Genomic DNA, 14249 nt, shown 5'->3' with positions numbered 1-14249 from the left:
GCGTCAGCTGACCTTCTTCGCGTTCCGGATGGCGGTGGCGAGGTTCTCCAGCAGTGGCGCGGACCCGGCGTACGAGAAGCGGGGCACCGCGTCCCACGGGGTCACCTGGTTGGTCTTGACTGCCGGCAGCTGCTGCCAGGTGGGCTTGGCCGCGAGGTCCTTGGGCTGCAGGGCGGTGCTGCGGTTGTCCAGCAGGATCAGGTCGGCCGGGAACTTGGCGGTGTTCTCCCAGCTGAGCGCCTCGAAGTAGTCGCCGGCTTCGAGCTTGGTGGGGATCACGATGTCCACGCCCAGCTCGGCGAAGTACATCAGGTCGGTGCTCACCTTGGGGTTGGAGACGTAGAACAGGTCGGGGCTGCCGGAGCAGGCCATCACCTTGATACCCGGGTTGGCCTTGACCGCCTGGCGGACCGCCTCGGAGGCGGCGTCGAAGCGGGCCTTCGCGTCGGTGACCTTCTTGGCCGTCAGGTCGGCGCCGAGCGACTCGGCCAGGGCGGCGTACCGCTCGATCGGCTTGGTCATCGGCACCCGGGCGGTGGTGATCGCCACGCTGGGCGCCAGCGGCAGGATCTTGGCCTTGCTCTCGTCCGGCACGTACCAGAGGGCGTCCGGGTCGTACATGTGGGTGACCAGCAGCTCGGGGCGCAGCGCCGCGTACTTCTCCAGGCTGAACTCGCCCCACACGTTGCCGAGGATCTCCACCGACTCGACGTTCAGGTCACCGGCCTGCGGGTCGGCCGTGCCGTCGGCGCGCTTGGTCTCGCCGAACACGCCGACGATCTGCTTGTTGAGACCGAAGTCGACCAGGGCCGCCGCCACGCCGGTGAAGGCGACCACGCGGGCCGGGCGGGCCGCTGCGTCGATCTTCTGGTTGCGGTCGTCGGTGAACGACCAGGGACCACTTCCGTTGCTGGCAGCGGGCTTTGCGTCGTCGTCCTTGCCGCAGCCGGCGAGCAGGGCGGCCAGCGTGGCGGCGCCACCGGCGGCCAGCAGCCCACGGCGAGAGAGGCGACGGGCGGACAGAGCATCGGGCATGGTGTCGTCTTTCGATCAGGGGATGGCCGGGGTCGACCAGGACAGCGGGGTTAGGTTAGCCTAACCTCGGCCTTTGTCAACAGCGGTACGCCGTGTCGCCACACCCCCGGAGCCCACACTGGACGCCACACCCTCCGTCATCCGCTCGGCACGATCCGTGCCGGATGGGTCGGCGGCACCACCCCCCGCACCACCGCCGGCGCGGCGCGGTCGCCAGGCGGCCCGCGCCGCCGGCCTGGTCGGCGCCGTGGCGCTGCTCGGCGTGGTCCTCCTGCTCAGCATCGCCGTCGGCGCGAAGGCCATGCCGCTCGGCGACGTCTGGTCCGGGTTGCTGCACCACGACGCTGCCGAGTACGCCGTGGTGCACCGGATGCGCCTACCGCGCACCCTGCTCGGGCTGCTCGCCGGCGCGGCGCTCGGAGTCGCCGGCGCGGTGATGCAGGCCCTCACCCGCAACCCGCTGGCCGACCCCGGGCTGCTCGGCATCAACGCCGGCGCGTCCGCCGCCGTCGCCACCGCCGCCGCCTTCCTGGGCGTCACCGCCATCGGCGGGTACGTCTGGTTCGCGCTGCTCGGCGCGGCCGTGGTCACCGCGCTGGTCTACGCCGTGGGTGGCGGACGCGGCGCCACCCCGGCCCGCCTCGCACTGGCCGGCGCGGCGCTGAACGCCACCCTCTACTCGTACGTGAGCGCGGTGATGCTGCTGGACACCGCCTCGTTGGAGCGGCTGCGGTTCTGGACGGTCGGCTCACTGGCCAGCGCGGACTCCGCGACCGTGACCCGGGTGCTGCCGTTCATCCTGGTCGGCCTGCTGGTCGCGCTCGGCGCCGCCCGCCCGCTGAACGCCCTCGCGCTCGGCGACGACGCGGCACGGGCCCTGGGTGCCCGACCCGCGCTGATCCGGGCCGCCGTGATCGTCGCGGTCACCCTGCTCTGCGGAGCGGCGACCGCCGCCTGCGGCCCGATCGTCTTCGTCGGGCTGCTGGTGCCGCACCTGGTCCGGGCCCTGACCGGCCCCGACCTGCGCTGGCTGCTGCCGTACTGCGCGGTGCTCTCCCCGGTGCTGCTGCTCGGCGCCGACGTGCTGGGCCGGGTGCTGGGCCGACCGGGTGAACTCCAGGTCGGCATGGTGACCGCCGTGCTGGGCGGCCCGCTCTTCCTCTGGCTGGTCGCCCGCGGGCGGGTGGCCCACCCGTGAGCGAGCACAGCGAGCGAACTAGCAGGCTCAGCACCGTGGCGCGTCGCGCCACCGCGGAGCGAAGCGGAGCTGTGGCGTGACCGTCATCCGTACCCCTGGCGGGCTTTCGCTGCGGTTCCGCCCCCGCGCGCTGGCCGTTGGCGCCGGCGCCGCGCTACTCGCCGCCGGGCTGGGCCTGGTGGCCATGGGCAGCGGCGACTACCCGATGGGCCCGGCCGACGTGCTGCGTACGCTCACCGGCGGCGGCACCCCGGCGGAGCATTTCATCGTGAACGAGCTGCGGCTGCCCCGGCTGGTCACCGCGCTGCTGGTCGGCGCGGCGCTGGCGCTGGCCGGCACCGTGTTCCAGTCGCTGGTGCGCAACCCGCTCGGCAGCCCGGACGTGCTCGGCTTCACCCAGGGCGCGTCGACCGGCGCGCTGGTGGTGGTCGTCCTCGGCGGCGGCAGCCTGGCGCTGGCCGGCGCGGCGGTGGCCGGCGGGCTCGCCACCGGCCTGTTGATCTACGCCCTCGCCTGGCGGCGCGGGGTGCACGGCTACCGGCTGATCCTGGTCGGCATCGGCGTCGCCGCGATTCTCACCGGCGTCAACGGCTACCTGCTGACCCGGGCACCGCTGATGGACGCCGCCCGCGCGGTGCTCTGGCTGACTGGCAGCCTGGACGGGCGGGGCTGGGCCAACGCCGGGCCACTGCTCGTCGTCACCGCCGTGCTGGGACCGCTGGTGCTCGTCGGCTGCGGCCCGGCGCTGCGGATGATGGAGCTGGGCGACGACACGGCCAGCGCCCTCGGTGTGCCGGTACGCCAGCTACGCCTGATCCTGCTGGCCGCGGCGGTGCTCCTCGTCTCGTTCGCGGCGGCCGCCGCAGGACCGGTGTCCTTCGTGGCGCTCGTCGCGCCGCACGTGACGAAGCGGCTGACCCGGGCGCCCGGCCCGAACCTGCTGCCGTCGATGGCGGTCGGCGCGGCGCTGTTGGTCGGCGCCGACCTGCTGGCTCAGCGCGCGTTCGCCGGGCACCAGCTTCCGGTCGGTGTGGTGACCGGAGTGATCGGCGGCGGCTACCTGGTCTGGCTGCTGGCCATGGAACGCCGGGCGGGTCGGCTGTGAACACCCGCGACGCCTTCGAAGGAGCACCCATGCACCCCGGCAGTTCCCGGCTCGGCGGCACCGCGCTGACCCTCGCCTACGACCGGCGCACGATCGCCGAAGACCTGACCGTGGCGGTGCCCGACCAGTCGTTCACCGTGATCATCGGCCCGAACGCCTGCGGCAAGTCGACCCTGCTGCGGGCGCTGTCCCGGATGCTGCGCCCGACCGTCGGAACGGTCCTGCTGGACGGCCGGGACATCCACGACCTGCCCGCCCGGAAGGTGGCCCGCACCCTCGGCCTGCTGCCGCAGTCGTCGATCGCGCCCGACGGGATCAGCGTCGCCGAGCTGGTCGCCCGAGGCCGCTACCCCCACCAGGGGTTGCTGCGGCAGTGGTCGCGCGAGGACGAGCGGGTGGTCGAGGAGTCGATGGCCGCCACCGGGGTCGACGACCTCGCCGACCGGCCGGTGGACGAGCTCTCCGGCGGCCAGCGGCAGCGGGTCTGGATCGCCATGGCGCTGGCCCAGCAGACCCCGCTGCTGCTGCTCGACGAGCCGACCACGTACCTCGACATCGCCCACCAGATCGAGATCCTGGACCTCTGCGCCCGGCTACACGAGGAGCAGGGACGCACGCTGGTCGCGGTGCTGCACGACCTCAATCACGCGGCCCGCTACGCCACCCACCTGATCGCCATGCGCGACGGGCGGGTGGTGGCCGCCGGGGAGCCGGCGTCGGTGGTCACCGCCGACCTGGTGGCCGAGGTTTTCGGGCTGCCCTGCCGGGTGATCGACGACCCCGAGACCGGCACCCCGCTGGTCATCCCCGCCGCCCGGCGCCGGGCCACCGCGCCCGCCCCGGAGCCGGCGTGACCCGCGCGCGCCGGGTGACCGGCGCGACGACCCGCCCGTACCGGATGGCGGCGGCGTGACCGCCGGACGCTTCCGCGACCGGTGGGGCGTGCCGCACCTGCGGGCCGACGACCCGCTCGCCCTGGCGACGGCGCAGGGCCGGGTGACCGCGTACGACCGGGCCTGGCAGATTGAGGTGGAGCGACACCGGGCCCAGGGCACCAGCGCCGCCTTCCTCGGCGTCGACGCGCTCGGCTGGGACCGCTTCGCCCGGCAGGTCCGGCTCGACGACACCGCCCGCCGCTGCCACGCCGCGCTCGACCCGGCCACCGCCGCCTGGGTGGCCGCGTACGTGGCCGGGGTGAACGCCGGTCTTGCCGCCGGGGCGGCCCGAGCGCCCGAGTTCGCCGCCGCCGGGCTGACTCCCGGCCGGTGGCAGCCGTGGACCCCGCTGGCGGTCTGGCTGGGCCACCACATCCTGTTCGCCGGGTTCCCCTCCAAGCTCTGGCGCGAGCACGTGGCGCACCGGCTCGGCCCGGCCGCGGTCGACCTGTTCGCCACCGACGGGCCGGCCGTCGCCGGCAGCAACGGGTGGCTGCTCGCCCCCGGGCGGACCGGCACCGGCGCCGCACTGCTCGCCGGCGACCCGCACCGGTTCATCGAGGATCCCGGCGTCTACCAGCAGATCCGGCTGGCCTGCCCGGAGTACGACGTGGTCGGGCTGGCGATGCCGGGCGTGCCGGGCATCGCCCACTTCGCGCACACCGGCGCGGCGGCCTGGGCCATCACCAACGCCATGGCCGACTACCAGGACCTGTACGCCGAGCAGCTAAGCCGGCACGGCAACGAGGTGCGGGCGCTCGGCCCGGACGGTTGGCGACCCGCGCACGCCCACGTCGAGATGATCGAGGTGGCCGGGGCGGACCCGGTCGAGGTCGAGGTGGTGGAGACCGACCGGGGGCCGGTGATCGCCGGCGGGCCGGACGAGCCGACCGCGATCAGCCTTCGCTACCCGCCCCGGGTCCGCGCCGAGCTCGGCTTCGCGGCGCTGCCGGAGCTGCTGCGCGCCCGGACTGTGGCTGATGTGGACCGGGCGCTGCGGCACTGGGTGGAGCCGGTCAACGTGGTGCAGGCGGCGGACACCGCCGGCGGGCTGCTGCACCGGGTCGCCGGCGCGGTGCCGGTGCGGCATCCGGAGAACGGCCGGCGGGTGGTTCCGGCCTGGCGGGCCGAGCACGCCTGGCGCGGCTGGTACGCGCCGCTGCCCCGCGCCGAGGTGGTCGACCGCGCGGTGATGGCCAACGAGCGAGGGCTGGCGGCGCCGCTCGGGGTCCAGTTCGCCCCGCCACACCGGGCGCGCCGGATCGCCGAGTTGCTCGACGCCGGTGACGGCTGGACGCCCGAGCGGCTGGCCGCCGTGCACACCGACACGTACCTCGGCTCGGCCAGCGCGCTGCTGGCCGTACTGGCCGAGGTGACCGCGCTCGGCCCGGCCGCCGCCGCGCTGCGGGACCGGCTGCTGCGCTGGGACCGACGGATGGCCGCCGACAGCACCGACGCCGCGGACTTCGCCACCCTGCGGGCGGCCGTGGTCCGCCGGCTGGCCGCCCACCCGGCGGTGGCCGCGCTGGCCGAGCCGCCGGCGTACCCGGAGGTGTTCGCACCCTGGTTGGCGCTGACGCCGCGGGTCGGCTACGCGCTGGAGCACCTGCTGGGCACCGCCCGGTTACCCGGCTTGGACGTGGCGGCGCTGGTGGGCGCGGCGGCCGAGGAGGTCGCCGGCCCGACCGGTGCGGCGAACGGACAGACGCGCTGGGGAGACCTGCACCGGCTGGCACCGTGGCGGGCGCTGCCCGATCCGGACGCCGGGCCCGGTCCCCGGCTGGACGGCGACCACGACTGCGTGCTGGCCACCTCCAGCGTGCCCGGGGTCACCCACTGGTGCGCACGCGGGCCGGCGGCGCGCTTCGTCTGGGACCTGGCGCGGCGGGAGGACAGTCGCTGGGTGGTCCCGCTGGGCGCCTGCGGGGTGCCCGGCGACCCGCACCACGGCGACCAGAACGCCGCGTGGTTGGCCGGCGACCTGCTACCGGTGACCACCGACTGGGACCAGCTCACCGAGGAGCGAGATGAGTACTGACGCGACGAGGGCCGACCAGCACCACTACCGGCGGGACGTCACCGGGTTCGGGGTGGTGACCATCCGGCCGGTGCGGCCGGACGAGGACGTCGACCTGCTGCACGGCTGGGTCACCGAGGAACGGGCCCGGTTCTGGGGCATGCGCGAGGCGAGCCGCGACCGGGTGCACGAGATCTACGCGTACCTGGACTCGCTGGCCACCCACCACGCGTACCTCGTGCACCGCGACGGCGTGCCGGCGGCGCTGGTGCAGACCTACCAGCCCGAGGCCGACCCGGTCGGCGAGTGCTACGACGTGCGCCCCGGCGACGTCGGCATGCACCTGCTGATCGGGCCACCGGTGACGGTCGAGCGCGGCTTCACCGGCGCGCTGCTCGGCGCGATCCTGGACTTCGTCCTCGCCGATCCGGCCCGACTGCGAATCGTGATGGAGCCGGACGCCCGCAACGACAAGATCCTCGACCGGCTGCTGCGCACCGGGTTCCAGCCCGGCCCGCTGATCGACCTGCCGGAGAAGCGCGCGCGACTGTTCTTCCTGGACCGGGCAGCGGTCACCGGCTGAGCCGTCCCCTTCTCGACAACCGGCTGACCGCCGGCCGGGGTACGTGGGGACCCCGACCGGCGGCCGACCGTCGTGGCGTCAGCGCAGGCCGAACGCCCGGGTGATGCTCTGGCTCACGGTGTTGCCGGCGGCGTCCCGCGCGGTGGTGCGCAGGCTGACGAAGCTGGCCGTCTTCGGTGCGGCCAGCGAGGTGCGCCAGCCATCGCCGTGCCGGGTGAGCCGGGGCTTCTGCCAGGTCGCCCCGTCGTCGTAGGAGACCTCGACGGTCACCGCGCCGACCTTGCCGTTGACGCCGGGCAACTGGGAGGCGATCACCGTGAGCGGCGCCCGCCGCGACGCCGTGCCGTCCCGGTCGATGGCCACCTGGTAGTCCAGCTGGATCATCGGCAGCACCTCGGACGTCTCCGTCCCGGTGACCGCCGAGCTGAAGCCCCACTCGGTGCGGGTCTGCCGGGAGTACGGGTTGGTCCACGCCGCCCGGTCGTTCTCCACCACCAGCCGGTACGGCAGCCGCTGTTCGGCCAGGCCGGAGACCCGGAGGTACTCGGCGTTACCCCAGTTCAGCTCCTTGTCGCCCTGGTAGAGGGTCGTCCGGTTGACCTTGTCGTAGTTGCCGTACGCGTCACCGATGTGGCCGCCCCCGTCACCCCAGCCAGGCGCGGGCAGGTAGACGGTGTCCAGGTAGCGGACCGGCAGGTAGCCAAGCGCCCCCATCCGGGGCCGCTGGATCGGCCCGAACCAGGTGACGCTGCTCGGCCTGTCGGCCGGGTACCGGGCCACGTCCATCAGGTGCTGACCGGTCTCGCCGACGATGTGCGCGTCGTCGATCCAGCTCGCGTCGGCGGTCACCCAGTCGGTACGCCGGCCCTGCGCCGGGGCGGTCACCAGGTTGCTCGACGCCCAGCCGCGCCAGATGTCGGTACGGAACTCCAGCGCCTTGCCCGGCCGGTAGTTGCGGAACTCCACGTCGACCCGGGCCAACTGCCGGCTGGCGGGCCGGTAGCTGGGGTCGGTCGGCACCGCGCCGGCCCAGTGGTGCACCACGTCGTAGAGGTACTCGGTCTCCGGGTGCGAGTCGACGGTCAGCCGCACCGTGCCGCGCTCCAGCGCGGAGATGAGCTGCCCGCCCTCGTCGGCTCCGAGCGTCGCCACGGTCACCGGGGCCGGGCTCTCCGGGCTCCACGGGGTTTCGTCCCAGGGCTGGAGCCGGCCGACGCCGTCGTTGACGACCAGTAGCAGCTTCGCCCCGGCAGCTGCGGCGGCCTGGGCCTGGCTGGCGATGTCCACGGTGTCGCTGCGCCGGACCACCACCGCCCGGTCCCGGACCGGCCGCTTGGCCAGCCCGGCCGCCGAGGTGTCGGCCGCGTAGACCGCATCGAACTGGCGGCGGCCGGCCGGCAGCGCCGGGGTCGCCCGCTTCACCAGCAGGTCGTCGTACGAGCGATCGCCGGCGGCGACGGTCAGCGCCGGCTGCTCCAACCGCCACCGCGCGCCGAACTCGAACTCGCCGTCGGTGACCGGGCGGCCCGTCGGCAGCGCCCACATGCTGTCGTACGAGGCGTCGGGCAGCATCTGGCTCTCGGTGAGGCTGTTCCCGAAGGACCGGTGGATGTCCAGGCGCAATGCGCTGGGGGTGGCCTCCTGGGGCACCTGGACCCGGACCTGCCGGGCGGCCTGGGCGTCCAGGGTGACGGTGCGGTCCCGGTCCAGGGTGACGTCGGCGAAGCTGAGCAGTGCCATGCCCTTGGAGTGCGGTCCGTGTACGCCGCGCACGTCACCGGAGAGCCAGCCGGTCCACGTCGCCACCGGCAACCGCAGCGTGGCGGTGCCGCTCTCGGACAGGTCCACGGCGGTGAACAGGCCATCGGTGGTGAGGATGACCTTGCCGACGAGCGGCTTTCCGTCCCGATCCTTGGCGACCAGCGTCAGGTTCTGCCGCTGCCCCTCCTTGCTGGCGCCGATCAGGGTGCGGCCGCGGACCGTACCGGTGCCGTCGGTGGCGATGATCGCGCCGCTGACCTGCCGCTCGACCGGGAGCCGGTCGTAGGCCGCGGTCAGGGTCACGGCGGCGGTGCCGCCGGCGGGCACGGTGACCGTGTCGGCGGACAGGGCGAAGAGGCCGGCCGGCGCGGTGGCCGCGTCGAGGGCCAGCTTCAGGGTCACCGGCGCGCTGCCGGTGTTGGTGTAGGTGACCTGCCGGTCGACGGTCATCCCCGGTGACTGCGGCCAGGCCTGGAAACCGGAGTAGGCGCTCGCGGTGGCGAAGACGGTGGCGTGCACCGCGGCAGCGGCATCCACCCGGCCGGCACCGGCCTGGTACGGCGTGTACCCGGGGGTGGCCTTGACCGTGCTGACCAGCGCCTCCTTGATGCGCTGACCGGTCCAGTCGGGGTGTGCGGCGGCGACCAGGGCGGCCGTGCCGGCCACGTGCGGGGTGGCCATCGACGTGCCACTCATCAGCGTGTAGTCCCCGGTGCCGCCCCGCACGAAGTGTGAGCGGGCGGCCAGGATGTCCACGCCGGGTGCGGTCAGCTCGGGCTTGAGCCCGCCGTCACCGGCGCGCGGGCCCTGGCTGGAAAAGTCGGCGAGGTGGTCGGTGGCGTCGACCGCGCCCACGGTGAGCGCGGAGTCGGCGGCGGCCGGGGTGCCGATGGAGTTGGGGCCGCCGTTGCCGGCGGCGACCACGAAGAGTGCACCGGTCTCGGCGCTGAGCTGGTTGACCGCCTGGCTCAGCGGGTCCGTGCCGTCGGTGGCCTCGCCGCCCAGGCTCATGTTGACGACTCGGGCCTTCTGCTCCCGGACGGCCCACTCCATGCCCGCGATGATCCAGGAGTTCTGCCCGCTGCCCTCGCTGTTGAGCACCTTGCCGATGTGCAGCCGGGCACCCGGGGCGACGCCCCGCTCGGCACCGGCGGAGGCGGCACCGGTGCCGGCGATCGTCGAGGCGACGTGCGTGCCGTGTCCCTTGTAGTCGAGCACGTCGGGCTCTTCGGGCACGAAGCTGCTGGTGCCGGTGATCTGCCCGGCGAGGTCCGGGTGTTCGACGTCCGCACCGGAGTCGAGCACGGCGACGTCGACACCGGTAGCGGTGTTGCCCTCAGCCCAGACCGTCGGCGCGCCGATCTGCGCGGTGGACTCGGTCAGGTCGGCGTGCACCCGGGCATCCAGCCACACCTTGGCTATGCCGTTGGCCAGGGTCGGGGTGGCGCCCGCGCGACGGGCCGTGCTGGCGGTGAGCGCGGTCCAGAACTTCTCGGCGGTGGCACGCTGACGGGTCAGCGCCGCGCCCTGCACGCTGTCCAGCGGCCGGACCAGTTCGGCCCCGTCCACAGTGGGGCGGGTGCGGTTGCGGGCCGCCGCTTCGGTCATGGTGACGATCAGCGGCAGCTTGTCGGTGTGCGCGTCGTCGTAGCCGTCCGCGATGAGCTCGGTGACATTGAACAACTGCCGGTCCAACACGCCGCCGGTGACGTAGGGCAGCGCGTCGTCCGGATAGACGTAGGTGTCTCCGCCGAGCACGGTGCGGTGGAAGCTCGGCGTGCTGCCGTCCGACCGGCGGACGGTCGAGACGGTGCTGCCGTCGGCCGCGGTGGTGACGGTGACGATGTCCCCGGTGATCAGAGTGACGGAGGCGGCCCGTCCGGCGGCTGCCAGGGGCTGGCCCGCCGGACGGTCGGGGGTGTTCGGTGGGGCGGCGGACGCCCCCGCGCCGGGTGGGGTGAACCCGGCCGCCAGGGTGAGGGCGGCACCGAGGGCGATCAGCCCGGACCGGCGGCGCCTGGAAGAGAGAGCCAAGGTGACCTCTTTATGTCGAGAAGCGGTACGCAGCCCAGCATCGATGCAACGCACACCCTCGACCGCCGCAGCCCATCGACGCCTTTGCGCCGTGACACAACTTGGCCACCCGGGGTCAGCGGGTGGGCGCTCCGAGGGCGAGCAGGTCGGCCAGGCGGTCGAGTTGGTTCGGGTCGGACAGCGCGGAGCCGACCGCCACCACCCGCACTCCGGCGGCGAGGAACGCCCCGGCGTTGTCGGCGTCGAGGCCGCCGGTGGCGACGAAGCGTAGGTGCGGCAGTGGGCCGGCAACGGCCCGGAACCAGGCCGGCCCGAGGGAGATCGCGGGGAACGCCTTGAGCCAGGTGAGGCCGTGTCGCATCGCCTGCTGTGCCTCGGTCGGGGTGGCCACGCCAGGCAGGTGGGGCAGGCCGCGCCCGGCGGCGGCGTCGGCGACCGCCAGGTCCAGGCCGGGCGCGACGGTGAACGCCGCCCCGGCGTCGGCCGCCGCGGCGACCTGCTCCACGCCGAGGACGGTGCCGGCGCCGACGATCCGGCCGCGCTCAGCGCCCGCCTCGACGGCGGCGCGCAGCGCCGGCACCGCGTCGGCGGTGGCCACCGGCACCTCCACCACGTCGATACCGAGGTCCCAGGCCCGGCCGGCGAGCCGGACGGTCTCCGCCACCGGCAGGCCGCGCAGGATCGCCATCACGCGGGCAGCGCCGAAGATGTGCTCGAAGTCCGCTGTGGTCATGGTCCACTCCATCCGAGGTCGCGGGAGATCTGTTGCGTGGTGGCCAGCAGCCGAGGTAGCAGGCGTCGCAGGTCGGCCAGGGTGGCGACCACCGTCGGCGCGGTCACCGACACGGCCGCGGTGACCGCGCCGTCGGCCTGCCGCACCGGGGCCGCCACGCAGGTGATCAGTGGCTCGAACTCGCCGTCGTCGGCGGCCCAGCCCCGGTCGGCGACGGCCGCCAGCTCCGCGCGCAGCGCCGCCGGGTCGCAGATGGTGCCTGGGGTGTACGCGCGCAGCTCGGTGCGGTCGAGCAGCCCGGTCAGCCGGGGCTCCGGGCAGAACGCCAGCACCACCTTGCCCACCCCGCTGGCGTGCAACGGCGCGGTGCGCCCGATCCGGGAGTACATCCGCACCTGGCCACGGGCCTCGATCTTGTCCACGTAGACCAGCTCGTCGTCGACCAGTTGGGCCAGGTGGATGGTGTGCCCGCAGTCGCGGCCGAGCGCCGCCAGGTGCGGGTGGGCCACCGTGCGCACGTCCAGGGAGTCCAGGGCCTGCTGGGCGAGGCCGATCAGCCGCAGCCCGACAGCCCAGCCGCCGTCGCGGCGTCGGGCGAAACCACCGGTCTCCATGGTCTGCAGCAGGCGCAGCGCGGTGGACTTGTGCACCCCCAGATGGGCGGCGACGTCACCGAGCTGGGCGGGCTCACGGGCCAGCAGCTCCAGCACCCGCATCGCCCGGTCGACGCTCTGCGACACGCCTCAGACCTCCGCTCGCACGCCGGTCAGGTCCAGCGGCGACCATGCTTCGACGGGGGCGTCGAGCAGCCGGTCGAACCAGGCCCACGGCGGCACCGGGGCGTTGTCGCCGCTGCTGCCCAGCGCCTGAGCCGCGACCAGGTGACCGAGGCGCAGCCGGCGTACCGGGTCGAGACCGCGCAGCAGCCCGGCCACATAGCCGGCGGCGAACGCGTCCCCGGCGCCGACCGGCTCCACCACCGTCACCCGGGGCGCCGGGACGAAGACCGGCTCGGCGTCACGGGGCAGGGCGGTGGCGCCCACCGCGCCGTCCTTGACCACGACCGTCTCCGGCCCGGGCAGCAGCCGGCGCACCGCGGCCGGGTCGGCGGTGCCCCACAGGGCGTCCGCCTCGTCCTGGCCGACGAAGACCAGGTCGCTGCGGTCGGCGAGGTCGCGCAGCACCGGGGCGGCCCGGTCGGCCGGCCAGAGCCGGGCCCGGTGGTTGACGTCGAAGCTGACCAACGCGCCCGGCAGCGGCCGGTCGGTCACCGCGTGCTCGACCAGGGCTCGGCAGGAGGCGGAGAGCGCCGGGGTGATCCCGGACAGGTGCAGCACCCGGACGCCGGCCAGCCGAGGGTCGGCCAGTACCGCCCGGTCCAGCCGGGACGCGGCCGAGCCGGCCCGGTAGTAGTGCACGGCGGTCGACGCCGGGCCCGGGTCCTTGACGTACAGCCCGGTGGGGGCGGCCGGGTCGACGGTCACCAGGTCGACCCGGACGCCGGCGGCGGCGACGTGCCGGACGACGGCCCGGCCGAAGGGGTCGTCGCCGACCCGGCTCACCCAGGTCGTCCGGTGTCCGAGCCGGGCCAGGTAGCCGGCCACGTTGGACTCCGCGCCGCCGACCGACACGGCGACCCGCTCGGCGTGCTCCAATGGTTCACCCGGCGCGGGGCAGAGCACCACCATGGTCTCCCCCACCGTGGCCACCTCGACCGGTGGGAAGCCGGCCGGGGTGGTCGCGTGGTCGGGTCGGGAGTCGGGGGTCGGCACACGTCCTCCCGGCGGGGGGTTCGGGGTGCCGCCGAGCCTATGTGCGTTGCGCAGGACGAGCAACCCGTTGCGCTCTGCGCAACGGGAGTCAGGGCACCGTCAGCCCGTATGCGGCGAGCACCTCATTGATCGGCTGGTAGTAGGTGGTGCCGCCGGAGGTGCAGTTGCCGCTGCCGCCGGAGAGGATGCCGAGGATGGTGCCGGTGGCCGCCACGTAGAGCGGCCCGCCACTGTCGCCCGGCTCGGCGCAGATGTTGGTACGGATCAGGCCGTAGACCACATCGCCGCTGGCGTAGTTGACGGTCTGGTTGAGGCCGGTGACGGTGCCGCAACGCACCCCGGTGGTGGAGCCGCTGCGGCACACCGCCTGACCGACGTACGCGTTGCCGGCGCCGTAGATGGTCAGCAGGCCGGGGTAGGTGTAGACCGCGCTGGGATGGGCGATCCGGCCGGTGTAGCGGATCAGGCCGTAGTCGTTGCTGGGAAAGCTAGTGGCGGTACGGGTGCCGAGCACGGTGGTCTGCGCGCTGTCGGCGTACCAGGCACTGGCGACGGTGGTGCAGTGGCCGGCGGTGATCACGTAGTAGGTGCTGCCGCTGCGCACGTTCGCGCCGAGCGAGCAGCGGCCGCCACCGCCGTAGATGCCCTGTCCGGCGGCGATCAGGGTGCGCAGCGTTCCGGGCTCCCGGCGCAGCAGCGCGCCGGCCCGGTCGGCCACCGTGCGCAGCGCCACCACCTCGGCGGGCGCCACGGTGTCGTCGACGGTGATGGTCGGCCGTCCGGTGGCCGGGTCGAAGCCCCAGGCGGTGCCGGGCGTGCGTACCCCGGCCAGCGCGGCCGGGTCGGCGACGGGCGCGGCGGGGGCGGCCCGGTCGGGGACGGCGGCCTGCGCCGCGCCGGGCGCGACGAGCAGGAGTGCGGTCAGGACGAGGGCGACGAGCGGGGAGCGGCGCATCCGAACCTCCGAAGAGATCGAGATATATGGATGCCGTCAAGCATCACCCGGCGGCTGACGCCATGGCAACCTCGGGCCGGACGCGCGGGTGACCAGCCTGGGGGCGGGTCGGTGGGAATCG

General features: G+C 74.4%; 11 protein-coding genes. 5 read left to right on the top strand and 6 right to left on the bottom strand.

Annotated features, from left to right (window positions below; translation table 11 throughout):
- Positions 1–3 precede the first annotated feature (3 nt).
- Positions 4–1035 (bottom strand): ABC transporter substrate-binding protein, encoded by a 1032-nt coding sequence (locus OG470_RS25340; protein ID WP_328416097.1) that lies wholly within the window; start codon positions 1033–1035, stop codon positions 4–6.
- Positions 1036–1192: 157 nt separating this feature from the next.
- Here OG470_RS25340 and OG470_RS25335 point away from each other — a divergent pair, with 157 nt between their 5' ends.
- The 5 genes from OG470_RS25335 (at position 1193) to OG470_RS25315 (ending at position 6873) form a co-directional block, all read left to right on the top strand.
- Positions 1193–2233 carry a FecCD family ABC transporter permease gene (locus OG470_RS25335; protein ID WP_328416095.1) on the top strand — a complete coding sequence of 347 codons (1041 nt, stop codon included), beginning with the start codon at positions 1193–1195 and terminating at the stop codon, positions 2231–2233.
- Positions 2234–2309: 76 nt separating this feature from the next.
- A complete protein-coding gene (locus tag OG470_RS25330) occupies positions 2310–3338 on the top strand; it encodes a FecCD family ABC transporter permease (protein ID WP_328416093.1) in 1029 nt (342 codons plus the stop codon).
- Between the two features lie 29 nt (positions 3339–3367).
- A complete protein-coding gene (locus OG470_RS25325; RefSeq protein WP_328416091.1) occupies positions 3368–4192 on the top strand; it encodes an ABC transporter ATP-binding protein in 825 nt (274 codons plus the stop codon).
- A 55-nt stretch (positions 4193–4247) separates the two neighbouring features.
- Positions 4248–6311 (top strand): penicillin acylase family protein, encoded by a 2064-nt coding sequence (locus OG470_RS25320; RefSeq protein WP_328416089.1) that lies wholly within the window; start codon positions 4248–4250, stop codon positions 6309–6311.
- Positions 6301–6873 (top strand): GNAT family N-acetyltransferase, encoded by a 573-nt coding sequence (locus OG470_RS25315; RefSeq protein WP_328416087.1) that lies wholly within the window; start codon positions 6301–6303, stop codon positions 6871–6873. Before OG470_RS25320 ends, OG470_RS25315 begins: the two co-directional genes overlap by 11 nt.
- A 78-nt stretch (positions 6874–6951) precedes the next feature.
- On the opposite strand, the gene OG470_RS25310 is transcribed toward OG470_RS25315, so the two are convergent.
- The 5 genes from OG470_RS25310 to OG470_RS25290 all read right to left on the bottom strand — a co-directional run bounded on the left by OG470_RS25310 (position 6952) and on the right by OG470_RS25290 (position 14128).
- Positions 6952–10668 carry a S8 family peptidase gene (locus OG470_RS25310; protein ID WP_328416085.1) on the bottom strand — a complete coding sequence of 1239 codons (3717 nt, stop codon included), beginning with the start codon at positions 10666–10668 and terminating at the stop codon, positions 6952–6954.
- Positions 10669–10783: 115 nt separating this feature from the next.
- Positions 10784–11401 (bottom strand): bifunctional 4-hydroxy-2-oxoglutarate aldolase/2-dehydro-3-deoxy-phosphogluconate aldolase, encoded by a 618-nt coding sequence (locus OG470_RS25305; RefSeq protein WP_328416083.1) that lies wholly within the window; start codon positions 11399–11401, stop codon positions 10784–10786.
- Positions 11398–12141, bottom strand: coding sequence for an IclR family transcriptional regulator (locus OG470_RS25300; protein WP_328416081.1), 744 nt, complete (start codon positions 12139–12141; stop codon positions 11398–11400). Before OG470_RS25300 ends, OG470_RS25305 begins: the two co-directional genes overlap by 4 nt.
- 3 nt (positions 12142–12144) lie before the next feature.
- Complete coding sequence (locus tag OG470_RS25295; protein ID WP_328416079.1) at positions 12145–13173, bottom strand: sugar kinase; 1029 nt, start codon at positions 13171–13173, stop codon at positions 12145–12147.
- 88 nt (positions 13174–13261) lie between these two features.
- A complete protein-coding gene (locus tag OG470_RS25290; protein WP_328416078.1) occupies positions 13262–14128 on the bottom strand; it encodes a S1 family peptidase in 867 nt (288 codons plus the stop codon).
- Positions 14129–14249 lie beyond the last annotated feature (121 nt).

Origin of the sequence: Micromonospora sp. NBC_00389 (genome assembly GCF_036059255.1) — a bacterium.
Lineage (GTDB): Bacteria > Actinomycetota > Actinomycetes > Mycobacteriales > Micromonosporaceae > Micromonospora.
Note: the sequence above shows the minus strand (reverse complement) of the source record. Positions and strands in the feature narration are given on the sequence as shown.

What these genes read in the sequence shown, in the direction of transcription:
- OG470_RS25325 (WP_328416091.1), top strand. Translation starts at nt 3,368, where the DNA reads ATGCACCCCGGCAGTTCCCGGCTCGGCGGCACCGCGCTGACCCTCGCC.
- OG470_RS25315 (WP_328416087.1), top strand. Translation starts at nt 6,301, where the DNA reads ATGAGTACTGACGCGACGAGGGCCGACCAGCACCACTACCGGCGGGAC.
- OG470_RS25340 (WP_328416097.1), bottom strand. Translation starts at nt 1,035, where the DNA reads ATGCCCGATGCTCTGTCCGCCCGTCGCCTCTCTCGCCGTGGGCTGCTG.
- OG470_RS25290 (WP_328416078.1), bottom strand. Translation starts at nt 14,128, where the DNA reads ATGCGCCGCTCCCCGCTCGTCGCCCTCGTCCTGACCGCACTCCTGCTC.
- OG470_RS25305 (WP_328416083.1), bottom strand. Translation starts at nt 11,401, where the DNA reads ATGACCACAGCGGACTTCGAGCACATCTTCGGCGCTGCCCGCGTGATG.